General features: G+C 47.6%; 8 protein-coding genes. 5 read left to right on the forward strand and 3 right to left on the reverse strand.

What is annotated here, in order from left to right:
- The first annotated feature begins 47 nt into the window (after positions 1 to 47).
- Genes sps_RS08655 through sps_RS08675 form a run of 5 tightly spaced genes read left to right on the forward strand, consistent with a single transcriptional unit; the run spans position 48 to position 16,964 of the window.
- Positions 48 to 11,945 carry a hybrid non-ribosomal peptide synthetase/type I polyketide synthase gene (locus sps_RS08655; RefSeq protein WP_077752163.1) on the forward strand — a complete coding sequence of 3,966 codons (11,898 nt, stop codon included), beginning with the start codon at positions 48 to 50 and terminating at the stop codon, positions 11,943 to 11,945.
- Entirely contained in the window at positions 11,938 to 13,032 is a 1,095-nt protein-coding gene (locus sps_RS08660) for a Gfo/Idh/MocA family oxidoreductase (RefSeq protein WP_077752164.1), read from the forward strand. The genes sps_RS08655 and sps_RS08660 overlap by 8 nt, the downstream gene beginning before the upstream one ends.
- Complete coding sequence (locus sps_RS08665; protein WP_077752165.1) at positions 13,032 to 13,898, forward strand: thioesterase II family protein; 867 nt, start codon at positions 13,032 to 13,034, stop codon at positions 13,896 to 13,898. The genes sps_RS08660 and sps_RS08665 overlap by 1 nt, the downstream gene beginning before the upstream one ends.
- A complete protein-coding gene (locus sps_RS08670; protein WP_077752166.1) occupies positions 13,891 to 15,309 on the forward strand; it encodes a salicylate synthase in 1,419 nt (472 codons plus the stop codon). Before sps_RS08665 ends, sps_RS08670 begins: the two co-directional genes overlap by 8 nt.
- Complete coding sequence (locus tag sps_RS08675; RefSeq protein WP_077752167.1) at positions 15,306 to 16,964, forward strand: (2,3-dihydroxybenzoyl)adenylate synthase; 1,659 nt, start codon at positions 15,306 to 15,308, stop codon at positions 16,962 to 16,964. The genes sps_RS08670 and sps_RS08675 overlap by 4 nt, the downstream gene beginning before the upstream one ends.
- A gap of 111 nt (positions 16,965 to 17,075) precedes the next feature.
- Here the strand turns inward: sps_RS08675 and sps_RS08680 are convergent, their stop codons facing one another.
- The 3 genes from sps_RS08680 to sps_RS08690 form a co-directional block, all read right to left on the reverse strand.
- The gene (locus tag sps_RS08680) at positions 17,076 to 18,755 is read right to left on the reverse strand and encodes an ABC transporter ATP-binding protein (protein ID WP_237158099.1); all 1,680 of its coding nucleotides are present in this window, start codon (positions 18,753 to 18,755) and stop codon (positions 17,076 to 17,078) included.
- Between the two features lies 1 nt (position 18,756).
- Positions 18,757 to 20,409: an ATP-binding cassette domain-containing protein gene (locus tag sps_RS08685; RefSeq protein ID WP_077752169.1), complete on the reverse strand. Its 1,653-nt coding sequence runs from the start codon at positions 20,407 to 20,409 to the stop codon at positions 18,757 to 18,759.
- A 685-nt stretch (positions 20,410 to 21,094) separates the two neighbouring features.
- Positions 21,095 to 23,386: a peptidase U32 family protein gene (locus sps_RS08690; RefSeq protein WP_077752170.1), complete on the reverse strand. Its 2,292-nt coding sequence runs from the start codon at positions 23,384 to 23,386 to the stop codon at positions 21,095 to 21,097.
- Positions 23,387 to 23,634: the final 248 nt, after the last annotated feature.

Consider the following 23,634-nt stretch of genomic DNA (forward strand, 5'->3'; position numbering starts at 1 on the left):
GCCGAGGGAGTTGTTATTCATCGGCGCAGAGCTCCAGAGGATTCAAAATGGAAGATTTAGCAAACATGTACGGCCACAGTGACCCAATTGCCGTAATTGGACTGGCGTGTCGATTTCCCAAAGCACCCGATGTGGAAACGTTCTGGCACAATCTGATGAATGGCATCACTGGTCAGTCATACTTTTCAGAGCAAGAGCTCAATGCCTCGGGTATCTCACCGAGCGTTTATCAGCGTAAAAATTTTGTGCCTAGCGGTGCTGTGATAGAGAAACCTGAGTACTTTGATGCAGGATTATTCGGTTATTCGCCTAAAGAGGCGCGTTCTATCGACCCACAGCAAAGGCTATTTTTACAAAATGTTTGGCATGCGCTGGAACATTCTGGCCATGCACCCACAGGGATCAAGGTAAAAACGGGCATATTTGGTTCAATCCGTACCAGTACCTACCCATCATTTAACGACTTCGATGTCACGCAAGTTGGTCAGGTTAAAGGCTTGCAGGCATTGATAGGTAACGACAAAGATTATCTTGCCACCCGGGTCGCGCATAAATTCAACCTGACAGGCCCCGCATTCACCGTTCAGACTGCGTGCTCTAGCTCTCTGGTTGCCGTTCACTTAGCGTGCGAAAGCTTACGTTCCGGCGAATGCAACATGGCCATCGCTGGCGGCGTTGCGGTGTCATTCCCACAAATATCAGGGTACGAGTATCAACCGGGAATGATCTTTTCATCCGATGGCTTATGCCGCCCATTCGATGCTAATGCCGATGGCACATTCGGCGGACACGGTGTCGGCAGTGTGGTGTTGAAGCGATTGGAAGACGCTTTGCAAGATGGCGACAACGTCCTTGCAGTGCTGCGTGGTAGTGCCATCAACAACGATGGTCAAGACAAAGTAGGATTCACGGCACCGTCTGTGAGTGGTCAGACACGGGTACTCTTAGAGGCCATCCATCTCGCTGACATTCAAGCAGACGATGTGGAGATGATCGAGGCACATGGCACAGGCACTAAGCTTGGCGATCCAATAGAGGTCACGGCAATCAAACAGGCTTACCAGCGTAATTCTCAGGTAAAAACCTGCTATTTGGGCTCAGTTAAAAGTAGCTTGGGTCATCTGGACACTGCGGCTGGCATAGCCTCTCTAATCAAAACCGTGCTCGCTGTATCTCGGGGGAAAATTCCTGCTTCTCTCAATATCACCCAAACAAACCCCGCCTTGCAACTCGATGATTCTAGTTTCAAGCTGGCCAAGGAGACGATCGATTGGCATAGCGAAACACGAACCGCCGCAGTCTCTTCATTTGGGATCGGCGGGACAAACTGCCACATGCTGGTGCAATCAGTCCCCAAGCGAGCGCAACTTGTGACCAACGGAACGACCTCGGCCTCAGATTTGAGTTTATTTATATCAGCAAATAGTGAAGCCTCATTACGAGATTTAGCTAAGGGTTACGGCAGCCTGTTGAAAAACAATGAGCACTTTGATGATGTAGCCTATTCAGCGTTAACCTCGCGGTCCACGGATTTGCCTTATCGACTGGCCGTGAACAACACCGCATCAGCAGCAGAAGCACTGATCCGGTTTGCCAAATCAGGACAAACATCGCCCAATTTGAACTGGAATCAGAAGCAAAAGTCGACCAAAGTCACCTGGTGTTTCACCGGCCAAGGGAGTCAATTCCCAGGGATGGGGCATGAACTCTACCTTGTTTGCCCGACATTCAAAGCCAGCATAGATACCAGCCAGACTTATTGCCAACGCGTTGGGGAGGCGCCGCTAACAGAGGTCATGTTTGGTGAACTAACGCACCTTCTTACCCGTACCGATCATGCTCAGCTGGCTATCGTGGCATTCGAAATCGCTATGGCCGCTCATTGGCAAGCCAAAGGGTTCGAGCCCAATATGGTCATGGGGCATTCCGTCGGTGAATTCGCGGCATGTGTCGTAGGCGGGTATCTCAGTCACCAGCAAGCCATTGAATTAGTCGCCGAGCGCGGGCGATTAATGCATGAATGTGCCCAACAAGAAAAAGGCGTCATGCTGGCAGTCTTCACCAGCGAAATAGAAACCCAATCCATCTCTGCCTTGGATGAACTTGATCTCGCCGCCCGCAATGGCTGCCAACATAGGGTGTTTTCTGGCAGCGCCGCTGCGGTAGAACGCGCAACAACAGCACTTGACGCCAACGGCATCAATTTCAGAACACTTGATGTGCCATGCGCGGCCCACTCCAGATTGTTGGATGATATGCTGATACCCTTCTCAGACTTTGCTGCAGACATCTCGGCTTCGGCAGGCGCTATCCCGCTGATCTCATCACTGACCGGAAAACTGCTTACGTCAGAAAACGCACTAACCAACCATTACTGGGCACAACATGTTCGCCAACCCGTGCAATTTAAACACGCGGTAGAGTCGGCGATTTCCCAAGGCTGTACCGTATTCCTAGAGATGGGCCCCACTCCCCACCTCACAGCCATCAGCCAACGAGAACACTGGCAACAAGACATTCGTTGGCAAGGCACGCACCAACACATGATGACAGCAGAAAAATCAAAGGCTGCCGTGCTGAGTACATTGTACGTCGCAGGGATGGATACCGACTGGCCATCACAGTTCAACACGATTGGCCATCAGTGCGAGCTGCCACTCTACGCCTTCGACGAACAAAAATATTGGTACCAAGCCGAGACAATCAATCCCGTTAACCACAACAAAGACAGCGAACTCACTCGAATTAATGAGCCGGAATCTGCCGCAGCAGGATACGAATTAATGCGCTGCAGCGCGATTGAAAATTTTGTTAAATCTTGTATTTCAAGCCATCGTTTTACGCTCAAAACGGTAATTCTAGGGGGGAGACTCCTGCCTCGTTATCGCCAAATAGTACTCGCGTTGCTAGATGTGCTTATCGACAACGGCTACTACAGCAACAATGGTAAGTGGTTTGTGCGCACCAATAAGCCACTTCCCCCAACAGACACCGCAGCCGAATGGTTAAGAGAACAGATACTGAAAATACCGAGTACCCCCCCTATTTCAATGACTGAAATCCGGTGCCTCATTCAAGCCTCGACCACATTAAAAGATAAATTAAGCAGTCTTGAACATATTCCAGCTCATGGTCACAACCACGTCGAAGAAGCCAATATTCTGCTGCACAATCCCCTGGGGGTAGCCAAAACGCAAGGTCGAAAACATGAACCTCAGCACACTGTAAATGATGGCCTTACCTATCAGGACTGGTCATCTCTGCCCCACCAGCAAGACTTGTTCGCTCTGATATCCCAGCAGCTCCCAGCCTTTACGCAAGAGAACAACGCCGAATGGGAAATATCGGTTTCAACTACGTTTTCACCCAATGAAGTCACTCAAGTCGCAGTCAACCGAATCTCTGGCATGTGGGGGCAGGCAAAATACCACCTACGAGCCAAATCAGCAAAAGGGGTCTGGCAATGGCTGGGCGACGCCTATACTAAAGATTTTAATTCATCAGTTGCCCTTAAGTTGTTGCCTTCTCCGCACAATCACTACGAGTGGCAATGGCAACGAATCGCCCCTTACACAGACAGCCAATCACAGACGATAAGCCCCCTTGATATTGAACAAGCGCTGTTAACCACAGGTGAAGTGCACCGTCTGAATTCACATCAAAGCTTGGTCACCTTGCCACAGGGCAGCTTAAGTCATGTCACGGCGCAAATGGCCAAAGCACTGAGTCGTGACTTTGACACGCTTTATGTACTCACCTCTGACACCATGCCTGTTAATTCAGGCGATGATATTCAACCAGAAAAATTTGCCTTGATGTCACTATTGAGAGTTGCACGGGCCGAGTACCCCACAAAGAAAATCTACTTGCTAGACGTCGATAACCACCATCCCGAGTTTATCTCAAGCGCCATTAAGCAAGCTCCTTTTAGCCTTTGTACTGAGCTTGCGTGTAGAGAAGACCACTATTTCTGTCCCAAAATCCTACCAGCAAAGGCATCAGACAGCATGATCCCTCAGCAATGGTTTACCACCCAAGGATGGCACTTAGTCACTGGTGGAATGGGCGGCATAGGACGCTTGGTCGTCAAATGGCTAGCCAGTTCAGGGGCCAAAAACATCGCCGTGTTGGGGCGAAGAGAGCACCCAGATTGGCCAGAATTTTGCTTACAAATGGCGACATTGGGCTGCACTGTCGACACCTTGATATGTGACATGTCGCAACAAGGCCAACTCGAACTCGTGCTAAGCCGTTGGCAGACCGAACTGCCGATCATTGGTGCTATTCATGCCGCAGGCACATCGGCACACGGTTTATTGGCGACGTGGGATCAGTCTGCAACAGAGGCATTGCTGCAAACGAAAGCCATGTCATTCACGGCATTGCATCAATGGTTAGAAGCACAAAATGCTCAGTACCTTATTGGATTTTCCTCAGCCGCCTCTTTAGGCGCACAGGGACAAGGTACCTATGCGGTTGCCAATGCCTATCTTGAGGGTTATACCCTCAGTAAGAAGGCAGCAAGCCACTGCCGCCTCATGAGCATTGGCTGGGGTGCCTGGGACAACATTGGCATGACAAGCAGCCAGAGACTGCTCGACAAGCTGAGCAAAGACGGCATGCACACTATAAGCCTGCAAGAAGGGTTATGGCACCTGAGCCAATGTTTCTTAAATGGCCAGTCAAATCCGCTAGCGATGAACATCGAAAACCTGCATCCAAATTTCTGCCGCTACTTCGCTGACAGTATCGCTCCCGCAATCCAAGTCGCGACATCGATAGTCCCCTCTACAGTTGCTGACAAAAACAATAACACGGCAACATCAGAGGTATCAGACTTACCGCTTTGGCTGGTTAATAGAGTGTGCTACCAACTTGGTATTGCTGAATCGACCACGGTCAGCGACGCTCAGGATCTGCTGCAATTAGGCATGGACTCGTTACAATTTATTGAGCTGAGCGCCGCAATTCAGAAGCAATTTGGCATTAAGATCAATGCAGATGAAGCTTACCAAGACCTATCCGTTGCTGGCTTGGCTTCACTCATCAATGAAAGGATGCGAAACGACGCTAGATCTGTGCCTGTTTTACGGTTCAAGATAGAAAAGCAAGATAAGCACCTGCCATTCCCGCTAACGCCAATACAGCATGCCTATTGGATTGGTAGAGAGTCTTGGATTAAATACGGCGGCATCGCCTGCCACGTCGTATTTGAGTGGGACAAAAATCTTAACCAATTCGATCCCGAGAAGTTTGAGAATGCATGGAATGCGTTGATTGAACGCCACGATATGCTAAGAATGACGATAACAGCCAACGGTGAACAAATCATTCAGGCTAACGTGCCGCATTTCACCATCTCCGAAACCAGTGTCAGTTCGCTACCGAAAAATGAACAGCGCTACGCACTCGATGCGATCCGACATTCAATGAGCCACGACGTTCGCCCCGCAGATGTATGGCCCTTGTTTGACTTACGATTCACCCGTATGTCAGACACAAAAATCAGACTTCATATGAATCTTGACCTGCTACAGTTTGATGTTCAGAGTTTCAAGATCATGATGGATGATCTGACGACCGCATATCAAGGCCTTGCTTTACCTGAGATGCCACTCACTTTTCGTGATTACGTGATGCACGAACAAAAGCTAAGGCAACAAGCAGACTGGCAAGCCTCATGGGATTATTGGCAACAGACTATTCCAAACCTGCCAACAGCCCCAAGGTTACCGTTGAACCCCAATTATGATAGCGAAAGCCCCCAATTCATCACACTTGAAGGCAAGCTGGATTCGACTCAGTGGCAAGGACTCAAGTCCCAGTGGCAGCAGTGGGGAGTGACCCCGTCAGCCGGTCTGTTGACCCTCTTTGCACACACACTCGCTAAATGGACCTCGTCATCAGATTTTACCTTAAACATGACCTTCTTCAACCGTCAGCCATTCCATGAAGATGTTGAGGGCATCATAGGTGATTTTACCTCCGTACTGCTGATGGACTTTATGCTGTCAGCGCCGTCCAGCTTGAAGCAACATATGTCTGAAACACAGGAAAAGCTTTGGAAAAGGCTGGGACACAGCCAGGTCAATGGTGTAGAAGTGATCCGCGAACTGGCTAAACACCTTAAGGCCTCAGGCAAAATAAGCGAACGAGAAGCGACGTTACCGCTGACCCCAGTGGTATTCACCAGCATGCTTGGCATGTCTATGGATGGGATGGACATAAAACAAGCCATGACCAGTCTGCTTGGCGATCCCGTTTACGTACTGAGCCAGACGCCACAAGTCTGGCTCGATCACCAAATAATGGAGGTCGACGGCGATCTCGTCTTCAATTGGTACTGCATGGAAGACGTGTTGGAACATGATGTGTTACACACCATGTTCGCCGACTATAACCAACAATTGACAGACGTGGCTGCAAATCAGTTATCGATGGGAAAAATCGTTTTATCCCCACAAACTAAAACGACACTAAGCCCCTCGCCCCTTTTACAGGCAATTACCCTACCGGAAATCACCGAAGAAACAGCCAAGGAGGTCACCGACGCGTGGATGAATATCGAACATCAAGCGCTGGTAGGGATCTGGAACACACTGCAAAACCATCAGCTATTTACAGTAGCAGGCAAACACTACTCACTCGAACACATTTATGCACAGTTAAATGTTGCGACTAAACACCACAAACTGATTGTTCTTTGGCTTGATCAACTCAGCCGCGAAGGCATGCTAACCCAAGATAATCACGGCTACCTATTTGGCGGCCAATTCCCCCCGCCACCGACAGCATCAATTCCACCGGCTAACTGGTGTCAGCGTTTGTCGCAGTATTTAAACGAAAGCATACGGGCTCACCCCGCATTGCTTGATGGCAGTAAGTCAGCATTAGAAATTTTGTTCAAAGACAGCGAAGTCACCGATTGCCTATATAGCTCCAACCCTTCGCTGCACATTCTGAACCAAAGTGCAGCCGAGACCATTAAGGCGATTGGCGGCGAATACCGACAAGGAATAAATGTACTGGAAGTGGGCGCTGGTACCGCCTCGACATCACAAGCGGTGCTGAACATCGCTTCAAATACCATCAAACACTACCAGTTCACCGATATCTCATTGGTGTTCCTACAAGAAGCTAAACAAACATTATCTGCCTATTCTCAAGTCCACTATGAGTTGTTCGACATCAACCTACCCGCCAGTGCAAGTGTGAAAGTGAAAGCAGGCTATCAGGTTATTCTTGCGGTCAACGTGCTTCACGATGCCACAGATTTGCCTAAAACGCTGAGGCAACTGCATGGGTTACTGGCTCACGGGGGGCAGTTGATCTTTATTGAAGCCACGGATCAATTTAGCCCAATGCAGTTGGCGACGGTGGGCTTTATTGAAGGGATTAATGCCTTCAATGATTTTAGGCAGCAGCAGAAAAGCGCGATGCTCAACTTGCCAGCTTGGTTAGCATTATTGTCAGAAAACGGATTCGTCCCCCAACTGGTCTACCCCAACACTGAGCATTCAGTGCTACGCCAACACTTGGTCGTAGCCAACAGCACCTCGGTGATCCAGCCTGAGCTTACCGCCACAGCTGATACCCTTGAACATGATATTCAAAGCCCAACTCTGGCGCTAAAAACCAATCCAGGCACGGCAGTAACTGTCGCGCAAGTGTGGTCTAAGATGCTCGACCGTGAGGTTGGGCAACAATGTGATTTCTTCCAGATTGGCGGTGACAGTTTGATGGCCACTAAGATGATTGTCGAGCTGAATCAGCAAGGTTTCATCCACGCTAGCTTACAACTGATATTCGAACATCCTGTGTTGGCTGATTTCTGTCTTGCTATCAACCCGACCACAGCTGAATCAGTCTCTATTGAGCCAGAGCTAGGCGGCTCAATAGAGACTGACATAGACACAGCGCCACACGATAACGAATACGCATTAACCCCACTGCAACATGCTTACTGGCTTGGAGAAAGTGATCTGTTTTCACTTGGAAATGGCATTGCCCATTTTTACGCGGAACTGGAGATCAAACACCTTGATCGTGAGCGATTGACTCTGGCATGGAATCAGCTGATCCGCAGCCACGATCAGTTACGTGGTGTCATTGATAACGGGAAATACTGTATCAGTAAAGACGTGCCTTACTATCAGCCGCAATATGTCGATCTCACCGCCATGGATAAAGCCAGAAAAGATCACTTTATCGGTGAAGCGAGAGGCCAGATCGTGGCTCAAGGGGTCCCGACCGACCAATGGCCGCTGTTCGATATCAACATATTGCAAACCGACATTGACACCTCACTGGTGCATTTGGTTGTGGATCTCGTCGTGGCAGACGGCAAAAGCCTAGGCACCTTATTCCAACAATTACAATCTCTGTATGAAGACCTATCTTCAGCTTTACCTGTCCCTCACATGACCGCCGCCGCGTATCTCCGTGAGTTGGAAAAAACCAAAGCCTCTGAGGGCTATCAACGCGCGCAGCAATATTGGTCACAAAGGATCCCAACCTTGCCCGAAGCCCCCACGCTTCCACTTGCTGACAGCCGAGATGAAGACTTATCTCAATGCGTGCTTACTCATCGCATTAGTCAACAAGAATGGGCTCAGATCCAAAGTACTGCATTGACCAATAATGTCCTGCCCTCCATGGCCATGCTCACGGCATTCTGTCTGGTGTTGAAAACATGGAGTGAGACTAAACACTTCTCGATCAACATTCTTCACAGCAATCGTCAGCCTATGCAGTCAGAGACGGTAGTGGGTAACCTGTCAACCACCTCAATGTTGGAAGTCGATGCCAAGGAAGATATGAACTTGAGTACTTTCGCTCATCAACTCCAACAGCGTATGACAGAAGACTTAGCCCACGCCAGTTTTGATGGTCAGCAGGTGCTAACGGAAAAAAACCGCCAAAATCGAAACTTCAGCGCAGGCATGCCAATAGTGTTTAACGACACGGTATCAATAGGTCAGAACAAGCCACTGACTATCGGTAAATTAAGGAGTTTTGGCGCACAAACACCACATGTTTATCTGGACTGCATGCTGATCGCCTCAGTGTGCGGTGGTATCGACATCAAATGGACGATTCAGGAGCATCACCTGAAACCTGGTGTATTCGATGCCATGTTTGAGGTTTATGTACAAACAGTACGTTCATTGCCATCAGCTAACTGGAATAGTCCCCTATGCCCACCCATGTCGATATCGCAAGTTACATCACGCCAGTTTGCGAATGCAACCAAAGCAGCGCTGACTTTAAAGACCAACAATGGCGGAGGTAAACCCGTCCAGACACTGTGCGACATGATCCAAAATGGGGTGACAGATTACCCTGATGATGTCGCCATCCAACAAGGTGATGTCGCACTGACTTACGCGCAAGTTTGGCGTTCATCCAACGCGTTGGCAGCGCAGATCTTAGCCTGCGAAGACGATCGCCCTTTGATCGCCATCGTGATGCATAAGGGCTGGGAACAAATCATCTCTGCCATTGCCATTTTGCTGGCAGGTAAAGCCTATATGCCTGTGGATGCGTCGTATCCAAGCAAGCGAATTGCGGAGTTATTGGTACAGAGTGATGTCTGCACTGTGATCACCCAACACCATGTTCCCACGCCCTCCGCTTGCTACCAAACTCTGGTACCCAGTCTGGATGCAAAAGCCCCCGGTGGCTTTACTGCTCCAACGATAGATCCAAGTGATATGGCTTACGTCATCTTTACCTCAGGATCGACGGGCAGGCCAAAAGGGGTCGTCATGGATCATCAAGCTGTCGTCAACTCTTTGCTGGATATCAACGCTCGAATTGGCCTCAATAACCACGACAAGGTCCTGGCTATCTCTGCGCTTAATTTCGATTTATCGGTCTTCGATATCTTCTCGACACTGAGCCAAGGGGCAAGGTTAGTCATACCCGAAATATCACCGGCGCAAGATCCAGAAGCCCTGGTTAGATTGGCAGCAAGCGCAGGGATCACCGTGTGGAACAGTGTCCCAGCCTTTGCTCAGTTGCTTGCCGATTGCCTGGAACACAACCAATCCAAGCTACCACAGCTACGCCACATCATGATGAGCGGAGACTGGATCCCCGTCAGTTTACCCGATCGTTTATTCAAAGTGACCCCAAACGCACAGCAGCTCAGCCTTGGTGGTGCGACAGAAGTGGCGATCTGGTCCATCAGCTACCCAATCAATAAAAGCTATGCCAACTGCACGAGTATTCCCTATGGCAAACCCTTATCCAACCAAAGGCTCTATATTCTGGATAAGGCATTTGCCCCCTGCCCAGACTGGGTTGCCGGCGAGCTTTACATCGGCGGTGATGGGCTGGCAATAGGCTACTGGCAAGATACTGACAAAACAGACGCTGCCTTCATCACACATCCACATAGCGGTATTCGTTTGTACAAAACCGGGGATTGGGGTCGCTACCAACTCGATGGCAACATTGAGTTTCTCGGCAGAAATGATCAACAGGTTAAGGTAAATGGATATCGTATTGAGCTCGGAGAGATCGAAACGGTGTTGCGTCAGTGTCCAGCCGAAAACCTGGGGACTCGCGTGCAGGATGCGATGGTCAAATCGATGACTCACCCCAGTGGTGGCATCAGGTTGATTGCCTATGTGGTGTATGGGAACAATGCCGCGGATAATAACCAGCATCTGCTTGATTATGTGCGAGGTGTCTTACCGCAATACATGTGCCCTTCGCAGATAGTCGCACTAGATAGCCTACCGCTGACGGCCAACGGTAAAGTAGATCGTAACGCCCTACCATCCCCACACTTTACCCCAAAGACCCATTTATTGCGTCAGCCTTCCTCGAACACCGAGCTTAGGCTGGCACAGATATGGGCTGAATGCCTGAACGTAGAGAGTATTCCGGCCAATCAAAGCTTCTTCGATCTCGGCGGAAACTCCCTGATCGCGGTACATCTCATCAATCAGATCAACACCCAACTCGATGTCTCACTCACCGCAGGACAACTGCAAGCAAACGACACCATTGAGCGCCTCGCCACATTGACCGAATCTCAAGATTCGACGGCAGAGCAAGTGCCCATCCTCCTCACTCCACACTGCAGCGATAAACACCACAACACCTTGTTCATTATTCACCCTATCGGGGGACACTTACTGAGCTATCAGCGTCTCGCAAGCCAACTTAACAATGTCACGCTATATGGGCTTCAATATCCTGAACACAAGCTAACGAATCACGAGCCTGATATTCAGGCGTTGGCGCGCGACTATTTACGTATGATCCAAACGATTCAGCCACAAGGTCCATATCAGCTTGCTGGTTGGTCATTTGGTGGCGTAGTGGCCTATGAACTGGCGCATCAGATGAGCGCGCAGGGCCATGAGGTAACCAACTGCCTACTCATTGACAGCTACAAGCCGAGCATGAATGAAGCCTCACCATTAGACGATTCAACGATTCGTCAGCACTTTTATGCCGATTGTGTCGGCAGATTTCCAGAGCTGGCCGAAGCTGAAGTGCCAGATTTCAGCCAAGATGCCATTTTCTTCTCTTCAATGGCTACCGCATTCGACACGACAACATCTTCTGGCCTGCTAGACATTGCCATCATTACCAGTTTGTTGAGTATTTACCGCCGAAACCTGCGTGCCATGCTCAGCTATTCCCCCCCCATGATGAACCAGTTATCCGTGACGCTCTTTGCCGCAGCACAACCCAGCCATTTGGACTTCATGAGCTATCAACATCCTGAGATAGCCAATCGAGCTTGTCATGGCTGGCAGGACTGCTGCGCGCCGCGGGTGAACCTTATACCGGGAGACCACTACACCATGCTGCAAGATCCAAATGTCGCGTCACTTGCCCAAGAAATCTCTCAGTTGCTGGCGCGCCCTCAACAACAGATTGACTCAATTCAGAATAGCTCCAAGGAAGTGTTAGAACATGAATAAACCTAAAAAAGTCGTCATCGCCGGCACTAAATTTGGCGAGCTTTACCTCAATGCTTTTATCGAGTCTCACCCAGATTTGGCGCTGGCGGGTATCATTTCCCAAGGTAGCCAACGCTCACAGACATTGGCAGACGCCTTTGGCGTCCCTTTGTTTCTGGATGTCAGCCAATTGCCTCAAGATATCGATATTGCTTGCGTTGTCATCAGAGCCTCGAGTATCGGCGGCGCTGGCAACCTATTAGTCGAAGACCTTTTACAACGTAAGATCCACGTCATTCAAGAACATCCCGTCTCTGTCAATGAGCTGAACCGTCATCAATCCCTTGCTCAGCAGCACGGTGTTCATTATCGAATAAACAGTTTTTATGCCTCATCTGCAGCAGGAAAAACCCTGATCGCGGGTGCACAACACCTCAGTAGCCAAAAACTAAAGGATGCGAGTTACGGCAACCTCACCACCAGTCGTCAACTCCTGTATTCCACATTAGATCTGTTACTGCAATCTCTGGGAGAAAGTACCAAACTACAGCCCACCTTGCTGGGTAAACAGAAACAATTCGACATCATTAACCTACACTCAGCGCAAGGTGATTATCTATTGCAATTGCAAAACTATCTCGACCCTCGAGATCCAGATATGCACAGCTTAGCCATGCACCGCATCATGCTGGGTTGGAACAATGGCTATCTAGCACTCGCAGACAGTTATGGTCCTGTGACTTGGACGCCGGTTCTCCATGCTGATAACCACCAAAGCGACAACCACAGCTTGTACCAAATCGTTTCAAAACCTGAAGGTCATTACCTTAACCAACCCACAACTCAAACTCTATGTGACAACCAAAGTCAGGTAAAAGATACCTTTGAGAGCCTAGGCCCGGACGGTGTGCTGTTTACCCTTGAGCAATTTTCTCGGGTGATAGATGGCCAAGCGTGTGAGGCTGGATTCACCCTCGCGCACCAATTAAACGTCGCGCAACTTTGGGAACACATTCTGGCAATTTCTGGACAACCACAAGAGCAAGCCATATCACCCGCAATCCGCATCAAGATGCCATTGGCTGAGCCAATAAGAGGACAAGTATAATGGAGCAGGTATTCAAAACCTTACATAAAAGTAGCAATCGGCCAGAGCATATTTGGGTGATTTTCCCCTTTGCCGGAGGCAGCCTGAGCGCATTCAAAAGTTGGACGTCTCTGGGAGATGGCCTACTGCCAAACAATACGCTTATTTTACTCGCAACCTACCCAGGTCGCGATAACCGTATGCGCGAGCGACCACATCAACACATTTCGGATTTAGCCGATAATCTGTTTGACGCGTTAATTAACCTGATTTCCCATAGCGACTTACTCGCCAATGCCACTCTCCGCCTGTGTGGTCATAGCATGGGCGCCCAGGTCGCCTTTGAAGTTTGCAAGCAATTGGAGGAGCACTATGGTTGTGCCACCCCAATCACCCAATTGGTGTTATCAGGGTGCCACGCACCACATCTAAAAAGTCGAAGAACACTCAGCCACTTACACAATGACGACTTCATCGATCAATTAATTGAAATCGGCAGCGGAAGCGCTGTCCTCAAACAACACCCCGAACTTTTACCAGTGTTTCTCCCCATGTTAAGAGCCGATTTTCTTGCCACCGAAAACTATTACAGTGCGCTTGAAAACGCCCCTGAACTGGAGTACACCCCATGCACGTTAGTGTTTGGAGAAAGCGACCCAGAAGCTTGGAGTTCAGAGGTACAAGAGTGGCATGAATGGTTTAACCCTGCTTTACGCACACATGCCCGGGTAGTCGGAATACCCGGCGACCATTTTTATATCACCACATCCCCCGCGACGTTTATTCAACATGTCATCGAACAGACGGAAAGTACCACCTTAGTTCGCTCCACCCCAAAGCAAGCAAACAGCGCAAACCCTGCCAGATCCGGAGAGCAACATGGCTAATCACCACGAACAAACCTACAAAACATTCACACTAGCACACCAATGCCAACCCATTTTACTGGCAACTGAGCTGACTAGCTTAGCATTTTGCAAGGATTACCTCGTCTATGAACACCATGACGAATGGGCCATAGGCATCAACAAACTAACCCAACTAACTGTCAGTAGCTGCGGTGAAATTACTGATTTTAATGGCAACAAGCATAGAGTCAAGACCACCGAAATTTGCCAGGCGATTCATCAAGCAACCCAAACGTTAAACATAAAAGATTGGCGGTTGTTTGGGCGCGCAGATTTCGAGTTTTGCCGCTTTTCTCACAACCTAAAGCAGCAGGAAACCAGCCGCGAACTGCTGGAATTGTTTGTGCCGGAAACGGATATACGGATCACAAAAAAGCGCATTGTCATTCGCACAATGGACGATACTGTACTGCCACAAATCCAAAGTATTATTGCTGACTGCACCAATAACACGACCGTCACAGAGTACAGTCACACCGCCCTGACCCAAGACGACATTCTTCATGCTCAGGCAGTCAAACAGCACTTTCAGGAAAGCGTGCGCTCAGCTGTCGAGGAGATAAAGGAACACAAATACAACAAGGTCATTTTGTCCCGGGTCGCGATACTTCCTGCTAATATTGACTCGAAAAAAAGCTTCATCGAAGGGCGTAGGAAAAATACACCTGCCCGTTCATTTATGTTGAAACTCGGTGAAATTGCAGCCTTTGGTTTTTCTCCTGAAACGGTATTAGAAGTAGATGAACACGGCAACCTCAGCACCCAGCCCCTTGCGGGCACTCGCGCATTGCCTGATGATCCGCAAGCCGCCATTCTACTTAGAAACGAATTGCTGACAGATCCGAAAGAGATTGCCGAACATGCGGCCTCAGTCAAACTCGCGGTCGAGGAGTTAACCCTGATTTGTCCCTCTTCGACAGTGAACGTAGCAGAATTTATGCAGGTATCAGAACGAGGCAGCGTTCAGCACCTTGCTTCTCGTGTCACTGGCACCTTGTCAGAGGGGAAATCCGCCTGGGATGCCTTCAATGTCCTGTTTCCCTCAATTACTGCATCGGGGATCCCAAAGCGAGAAGCCATTGATGCGATTGCCAGGTTCGAACTTTTACCCCGGGGCTTATACAGCGGCAGCGTTCTTGTTACCGACCACAATGGTTACTTCGACGCGGCACTCGTACTGAGGACGGCCTACAAGCACCAGTCAGTTTCTTTACTACAAGCTGGCGCTGGTATTATAGGCTTATCAACCCCCGAAAGAGAGTGGGAAGAAACCGGTGAAAAGATGGCCTGTGTACTCGATCATTTAGTATTTGAAAAAGAACAAGAAAAGCACCACCTTGCCACCGATACCGTGCCCGTTGATAGCATCCTTTGCGAGGAAAAGTCATGAACTCGATATCTGATATCTTAAGTGCAGTGGATGATTTACTGCATGGATTTGAGCCTTCCCCCCCATCTCTGGCACGCTGCTACACCGAAGCACAGATTTGGGATAACGCCCCCCTTTGGGCAATATTAAGCCAAGGGGCACAACATCATGCAGACAAAGTGGCGATTAAAGATGCAGTACGTGAGCTGACCTACCGTCAGTTACTCGAGCAAGCCGATGGGATCGCCAAGCGCTTCCAAGAAGATGGATTGGTCATGGGCGATCGCGTGGTCATTCAACTGAGCAACACGTGTTACTTTGCCATCGCCTTTTTTGCCGCTCAGCGAGCAGGGCTGGTCCCCGTAATGGCACTGCCAGCTCATGGGCTCGCAGAAATAAGCCATTTTTTCGCAGTCTCTCAGGCCAAAGGATACATCTGTGAACGTATCCTAGAGTCACCTGAGTCTTTGGAAATTGCGGACACACTGAGCATGAGCGACAATTCGTTGACTCATATTTATGCCATCAAGCATCACGGCAAATATCTCGCCTTTCACCCCTCATCTCAACCCGGCTTTACTCCGCCAAAGGTAATCCCTGAACATCCGGCATTATTTTTGGTATCCGGTGGAACCACTGGGCTCCCCAAACTTATCCCACGTACGCACAACGATTATCTGTTCAACATTCGAAGTTGCGTCGAAGTTAGCGATATCACGGCAAACGACATCTACCTCGCGGTTTTGCCCGCCGCACACAACTTTACACTGGGTTGCCCTGGCCTATTAGGCGCATTATCAAAGGGGGGACAAGTGATCTTTTCGACCCAAGCGGGGCCTGATCATTGTTTCGATTTAATTGAAAACCACTCGATCACAGCGACAGCGCTTGTGCCTGCATTGGCTCAGTTGTGGACCGAAGCGAGCGAGTGGGAGACGGCAGACCTGTCCAGTCTCAGATTGATGCAAGTCGGTGGTTCAAAGCTGGCTTATAGCGACGCATTAGCGATTCAAACCGCCTTTCCTAAGGTATTGCAGCAAGTTTTCGGCATGGCAGAAGGCTTAATCGCTTGCACCCGATTAGGCGACGCGCCGGCAATCATCGCGGCCAAACAAGGTTGCCCGGTCAGCAAGTGGGATGAAATCCGAATCGTCGATAACGCAGGAAATCCAGTAGCCATCGGCGAAGAAGGCGAACTGCTTACCCGTGGCCCTTATACGCTTCGCGGCTATTATCGAGCACCGAAACACAATCAAGTTACATTCACCGATGACGGTTTTTACCGAAGTGGAGACAAAGTGAGAATGGATGAAGATCGATATATCACGGTCACTGGCCGGATAAAAGATGTAATTAACCGTGCGGGGGAAAGCATTGCCACCGATGAGATTGAAGCGCATCTACTCTGCCACCCAGAGATAGCTCAGGTTGCCGTCGTTCCTGTTGCCGATACTCATTTGGGCGAACGTATCGGCGTAGCTTTAGTCTGTAAAGGCGAGCCTTTGACGCTGCAGAACATTCGCCATTTTCTGAAATCTAAAAATCTCGCTGCATTTAAAATGCCAGACGAATTGCACCTCGTGCACTCCCTTCCTAAAACCGCGGTCGGGAAAATAGACAAAAAAAGCGTACCGGGCCCTAATGGAAAACCTTGGATGCTCAACACGTATCGTTAATCTATAGCCCTAGGTAATAAAAAGAGCCTAGCTTGCAAGCTAGGCTCTTTTTATTGATATATACAGCAAGCTAAATGCTTTAAGTTTGATATAGCCACATATACACTCCTGTTATGCCACCTGACCCGCTTGCCATAATTGACGGTAACCAGAATGGGTTATCACCAATTCATGGTGATAACCCATTCCAATGATCTGCCCACTCTCCATAAAGTAAATCCTATCTGTATCTCGAATGGTATCTAACCGATGCGCCACAGAGATCACCGTTTTACCTTTAGATAGCTTTTCAATCGAATCCAACACTTGCGCTTGTGTACGATAATCCAGTGCTGAAGTAATTTCATCCAATAATAACACTGGTGCATCATGAAGTAAGGCGCGGGCAATAGACAACCTTTGACGCTCTCCACCAGATAGTTGATTGCCGTTCTCCCCAATCAATGTGTCTATACCCTCTGGCAATTTGGCAATAAGAGGGCTTAATCCGGCCGCCTCAACAGCCTCAAAAAGCGTTTTTTCCACAGCTTCTGGCTTGGCTAATAGTAAGTTATCCCGCAGGCTGCCGCCAAGTAACTGAACATCTTGAGTCACGTAAGAGATATGGCGATACCACTGCCGAGTCCCTATTTCATCGAAGGATTTCTTGCCCAACGACAGCCTGCCTTTACTGGGTATATGAAAGGCGGCGATTAAATCCAACAAGGTTGACTTTCCAGATCCACTTTTACCGACCAGTGTAATATGCTCACCCTGCGCAATATCAAGATTGATGCCCTTTAGCACCGTCGTATTATCTATGGTTAGGTCAACATTGGTCAAAGAGAGGTTAAATGTACAAGGCTTAGTGCCTTCCTCCTGCTGTTGAGGCATTTGAGTAAGCTGCTGTAAACGGCTGGCGGCTTTGAGCATATACCTGAGTAATGCCGCGTAAACGGTCATTCGTGCCAATGGCCGAATACAAGCAACTGTCGCAATGATCACGATGAGAAATTGGGGAAGACTTAACAAGCCTTCATTGATAAACCAGAGACAAAGCGCCAGATTGAGCACTAACGCAAGCTCTAGGATTAGCGTAGCCATGAGTACCCCCATCCCGCCGGCCCACTCTAAACCCAGCCCATCATGCCTTTGTTGCTCAATTTTATCGCATAATGGCTTAGCCAATTTGTGGCTTTGAGCAAACCCACGCAACATAGGTAAGCAATCAATATACTCAAGCAGCTGGTTGGCACTCTCCATATTGGAATGATGATAATGATCCGCTTGGTCGCTAAATTTTTTCTCTGCCATAATTAAGGCACCGATCGCCAGGAGAAAGACACTTAGCATCGCCAGCGCTATCTGAGGTTGAATCCAGAACAACATCGTCATCATGGAGATAGGAATAACCCAAGCTGCGACAAAATCTGCCAATATATGACTAAAAATGTCTTCAAATTGCTTCAGATCTGATGTGAGCAACTTCATCTTCTCCCCCAAGCCCTTGCCTTTTAAACAGGCAAGTGGTTGACGACGGATATCGGTTAACAGTTGGCTGCGCAGGTGATGAGTGATCTCATATGCGCCCAAAAAGCTTTGCTTAGCACTTTGACCTAACACCCACTGCAGGACAATAACTGAGAAAGCTAAGAGAAGCATATGGCTAACAGACAAGGTATAAAGGGAAAGTATGAAAGCAAATAGCATCAACCAAATGGCGAGAGGCATGATTTCAGTGGCTATTTTTCCTGATAAGCCAAACCAGAATTGGCGAGTTTGCGCACCACTATGAACAAATAATTGTCTCATTTTATCCAAGGGACACCTCCTCAACATTGCCTGCGATAATATTCAAACGCACATCAACCTGCTTAACTTGCCGAGGGCGATGACTAATAATCAACTGGATCTGATTAGGGGAATATTGGCGCAGCCCGGCTAATACCGTTTGTTCCGATAATTGATCTAAGTGTGCAGTCGCTTCATCTAAGATCAGAATGGGCGTTTTGGCCAACGCCGCTCTCAAGATAGCCAAACGTTGCATTTCGCCGCCACTGAAGCATCGACTCACTTCTCCAACATCACAACTCAGCAGTTCCGGAAGATCAGCAACTAAGTCCTTAAGACCCAATAAATCCAATAAAGACCATATTTCATCATCTTTAATCACCCGTTTAGCAAGTGCCAAATTATCACGCAACGTCCCAGAGAAAAATGTGACCTCTTGATCCACCACTGCAATATAACGGCTTCGGCTTTCATCATCTAAATCCGTGACAAAACCTTTATTGATTTTCCAACCACCATGTTTTGGAGTTAGCGATCCGGAAAGTGTCGATAAAAGTGTACTTTTCCCGGCACCAGAGTCCCCCTCAATAAGCACTCTTTGCCCAGGCAAAAAGGAGAGATTCACGTTTTCAAATACCCGTGACGCGCCGCGAGTGACCATCAAGTTTTCGCAAGATAGTTGTTGTAAATCTTGGTCATAAACCACTTCGCTCTGCTCTTTGGCATGACAAAAAGGTAATATGCGATCGATAGAGACAATTGATTGTTGAATTTGTGAAAACACCTGAGTCAGATCCAACCAAGGCTTAAGAATACCTGCGCTAATACAAACCACCATCATGAGGTCAACCAACGTCAGTTGCCCCATATTATTCAGCGCAATGGCAACCGGTACCACCAAGATCAAGGATATTTGAGCCAGTGTCACAAAAGTTACCCATGCCCCCACCATTTTCTTGGTATAGCCCGATACCATCGTATTGTGTGAATGGATTGTGCGACTGAGCTCGAGATAAGAGTTCGCATCAACGGCAAACAGTTTCATGACGCCAATACTACGAAGAAACTCCAATTGAGCTTGGTGCATATTCGACACAATTTGGGTATATTTCTCTTGGCGTGTTGCGAAGCCACGCATCATCAAAAACTGAGCACTCAACGCCAAAGGCAATGGTGCCAGCGCAATAAGCGCTATCCGCCAATCAATATAAAAAAGGAACACTGTCATAAAGAATGGCATCAAGACCCCGTTGATAATATCGGTGCCATGATGGGCAATGAGCGGCTCTAAACTCTGACAATCATCTGAAATGCGTTTTTCAATATCGCCCCTTTTCAGACTTCGCAGCTTGTCTATCTTCATATCCGCCAAAGCAAGCACCATATGTTGCCTTATTTTTTGAATAATGTGATAGGCAGCCAAATGGGCATACCACACAGCCAACGTATACAAAGCATAACGGGCCATCAAGGCTGCTGCCATGACAACTAGATACTCATAGGGAGATTGTTGGTCATAGATAGCCTGAACAAAAAAGTATAGGCATAACCAAGGCACCATTTCGACCATACTGCACAGGACTGCACACCCGATTGAGAGCCGTACTCTGCGCAGCTCCCATGACAGCATAGCCTTGAATGCTGTCATGCGGCTCATATCATTTGAAAGCAACATAAATACTCCACAAAAATAGGAATCATTTTCGCTTTCTTGGTGACGGATAACTAACGAGATCAGGCATTAATGTAATGCTATCGGGCATTATTTACCGAACTCGTTTATTGAGCTCAGTTACAAAGATAGGCTTTCAGCTAAGTGCCACCAGATTTTAGATCTACAATCTGGCAGCACTCGTTAAGTATCGACTATTTTCCGATGACATATTTATCGCTGGGTTCAGCATTAAGCCCCAGAAATAGAAAGTGAGCATTAAAAAAGGCGATGGAAATTAGATGATTAGTATACTTTCAGTAAGTTAAAAAATTAAACTCGGATTCAAGTTTAACCGTTATCTTTTAAAGATAACCAGAGAGCCCTAGGATACAGTTTTACTTTTTTAGCATGATGAACATCATCGACTTTTTATTTTCATTATCACTGTTTTGCCTCGTAAGTAATATTAATTTGGCAGCTAAAATGGCTTTTGGTAATAGGTACAAATGCCCTACCTGAAAATATCATTCAGATAAGCACCGTGGCTTTCTTTTTAGTTCTCTTAGCTCTTTTAAGTCATAATTGAGAACTAAAACTTCAATCGAAGAGACAAATACTCAGGTATGAATGTGGCTGGGCCATCAGTGACAAGATGAGGTATCACGAAGTGATACTCTTCGAACGTACCAGCTTGTTATCCCATAAATTACAAGCCATTGTGGTACTGCAACACCGTCGATTTCGGCACCATATTGTCTAGGCTTGTGACCACATTAGATTGGCCGCTGAGGAGTAACTCAAACTGTTGGATTAGCTGCACCTTATCAGGTGATGGCTTATTTCCGGCGCCAATATTGGTTAAATCAATCATGAAGCCATCAAAAAGATGAGCCAGATCCTCAATGATCTCAGTATTTAAGAATTGGTCTTGATTATAAATACTTGGATAGCCTGCTTTTTGCTTATCGATAGCAAACTCATCACCTTTAAGGTTGGTGATGCTGGTCGATTTATCGCAAGACAGCATACAACCATTGTCGATACGCGGCTTTTCACAACCCACACTTTGCTGGAAGAAGCACTGTCTGCTCGCCATAAGCAAAATAGGATGATAGATGCTGTATAGCATTTTGAAATTTGCAGGTCGTGCAATATGTTTAATTTGATTCTGATTGATTTCGTTAGAAATGAAGGCGCCGTGACAATCAAACTGCTCTTGCATGGCCAATAATGCATAAGAATTGGTGGTGTTTAAAAACGGACCCGCAATCCATTTAATCCCGAGCTCAAAGGCACGATTGGCGATACCGGTATTATTGGTGACAATAAGCTCAGGTTGCACTTGCTCTAAAATATTCAGCGCGGCATCAAAATCTTTACCTATCAGCACTGATGAGAACCAAGGGATTAGACGCGGGTTTTGTTTGAAAAAATCAACATACTTAGTACAGCCGCGCTTATAGGCATCGGGTAACTTAAAGTAAATGTCCGCATCGGTAAAATCGGCAAGGGCGATATCAGCCTCATCGCAGATCAAGATAGACAGTTTAGGTCTGTGTGTTTCAGGCTTGGGATACCTCGCCAGTTTAGGTAATTCAACGGCTGGTAACACGGGGGTTTCATGGTTAAGTTGCAATAGCACTTGCTTCTTTAATCTCGTCAGCTCCTTAAAAGGAATGCTAAGGCCGGCAGCTAAATCATCAGTGACGAACTGCTGTAGGTCGAACTCTGCATTATTTAAACTCTTAAATCGCTTCTCAATCGCACTGTCATCAATGCTGGCATCATCACTAATCGTCAGCAGACTAGGAGACTGCACAGTAAAGGTTTTATCCTCTAACTGAGTTTGGCCAACAATAAAGTCTTGAGTGCTCACGGTAATTGATAACGGCTGGCCCAATTGACCCGAAAAAGCCAATGCCAGTGGCAGTTTATCTATACTTAGATGCTTAATTTTATCGTTGACAGACGCTTGAATCTGGCTCTTTTCTACCTGTAATTCTTGCTCCGCATCATGAATTTGTACTACCGAAATAGACTTAAAACCATTATGAGTGAGCTTGTCTCTAAGGTGGTTTTTCGAGTTATCACGGGGATTATCGATAAACATCGACTGATTCAAGTCCCCCTTTAGAAAGGAATTGGTCAGATCGCGGTTGAATACCTTATAGAGGCGTTCACCATCTTCAAGCAGCTCTCCAGTAGCGAGAAAGCCATCAATCTGCTTACGAAAGCTGTCTATTACTGTATGGACGTAACTTGCGCCCTTTATACGGCCCTCTACCTTAAACGAATGAACACCAGCTTCTATCAATGCAGGCAGATCGAAAAACGCCGAGTTATCTTTGATATTGAGCGGAAAATTATGACCTGACTCAGTGATTTCATACTCTTCACGGCAAGCTTGACTACAACGGCCGCGGTTACCTGAATTACCCACACTGGCTGATGTGGAATAACATAATCCTGAGAACGCAATACATAAGGAACCATGTACAAACACCTCAGTGGTGATATTGTTTTCACGACCCGTCGCGGTTAATGCAGCAATCTCACGTAAATTAAGCTCTCTCGACAAATTAACTCGTGAGGCGCCTAACTTCTTCAAGAAAGGAATTTGACCAACATTATGGGTTGTTAGCTGGGTCGATGCGTGAATGTCTAATGTTGGAAAATGTTTTGTGAGTAAATGGAACATACCAATATCTTGCACAATCACACCGTCTAATGTGGTATTAACCAACTTACTTAGTAGCTTGGCCAGTGACTTAAACTCATTTTCTAAAATAACAATATTCAATGTAAGAAATATCTGACATTGATACTGGTGTGCTAGACGAATGATACCAACAAGTTCCTCAAAGGAAATATTAGCAGCACGGTTACGAGCATTGAAAGTATCTAAGCCACAATATACGGCGTCGGCTCCGGCAATAATCGCCGCTTTTATCGCATCAACATCCCCGCCTGGTGCTAATAATTCAATCTTTGGATCCATGGTTACAACTTGTTGGTAGACATTTTATGGGGGGATGGTACCCGTATAGTTTGCTAATGAATATCGTTAAAGTAAATTATCTGCAATTGTTAGTGATAACTGAAGCAAAACTCACGCGACAGGCAGTACAGTAGAAACATCCAAGGTATTTCGATCTTGTACTCTCTAGACAATAAAGCTCAATAAAACAACAGAAGATACTGCTACTAACTAGTTATCCATGCCAAATTGACATAAGTGTTCCAGAC

Source organism: Shewanella psychrophila (genome assembly GCF_002005305.1).
In the GTDB taxonomy this organism is placed as follows: domain Bacteria; phylum Pseudomonadota; class Gammaproteobacteria; order Enterobacterales; family Shewanellaceae; genus Shewanella; species Shewanella psychrophila.

Bases quoted from the DNA above. Each gene is read 5' to 3' on its own strand.
- sps_RS08655 (WP_077752163.1), top strand. From the start codon at position 48: ATGGAAGATTTAGCAAACATGTACGGCCACAGTGACCCAATTGCCGTA.
- sps_RS08660 (WP_077752164.1), top strand. From the start codon at position 11,938: ATGAATAAACCTAAAAAAGTCGTCATCGCCGGCACTAAATTTGGCGAG.
- sps_RS08665 (WP_077752165.1), top strand. From the start codon at position 13,032: ATGGAGCAGGTATTCAAAACCTTACATAAAAGTAGCAATCGGCCAGAG.
- sps_RS08670 (WP_077752166.1), top strand. From the start codon at position 13,891: ATGGCTAATCACCACGAACAAACCTACAAAACATTCACACTAGCACAC.
- sps_RS08675 (WP_077752167.1), top strand. From the start codon at position 15,306: ATGAACTCGATATCTGATATCTTAAGTGCAGTGGATGATTTACTGCAT.
- sps_RS08680 (WP_237158099.1), bottom strand. From the start codon at position 18,755: ATGAGACAATTATTTGTTCATAGTGGTGCGCAAACTCGCCAATTCTGG.
- sps_RS08685 (WP_077752169.1), bottom strand. From the start codon at position 20,409: ATGTTGCTTTCAAATGATATGAGCCGCATGACAGCATTCAAGGCTATG.
- sps_RS08690 (WP_077752170.1), bottom strand. From the start codon at position 23,386: ATGGATCCAAAGATTGAATTATTAGCACCAGGCGGGGATGTTGATGCG.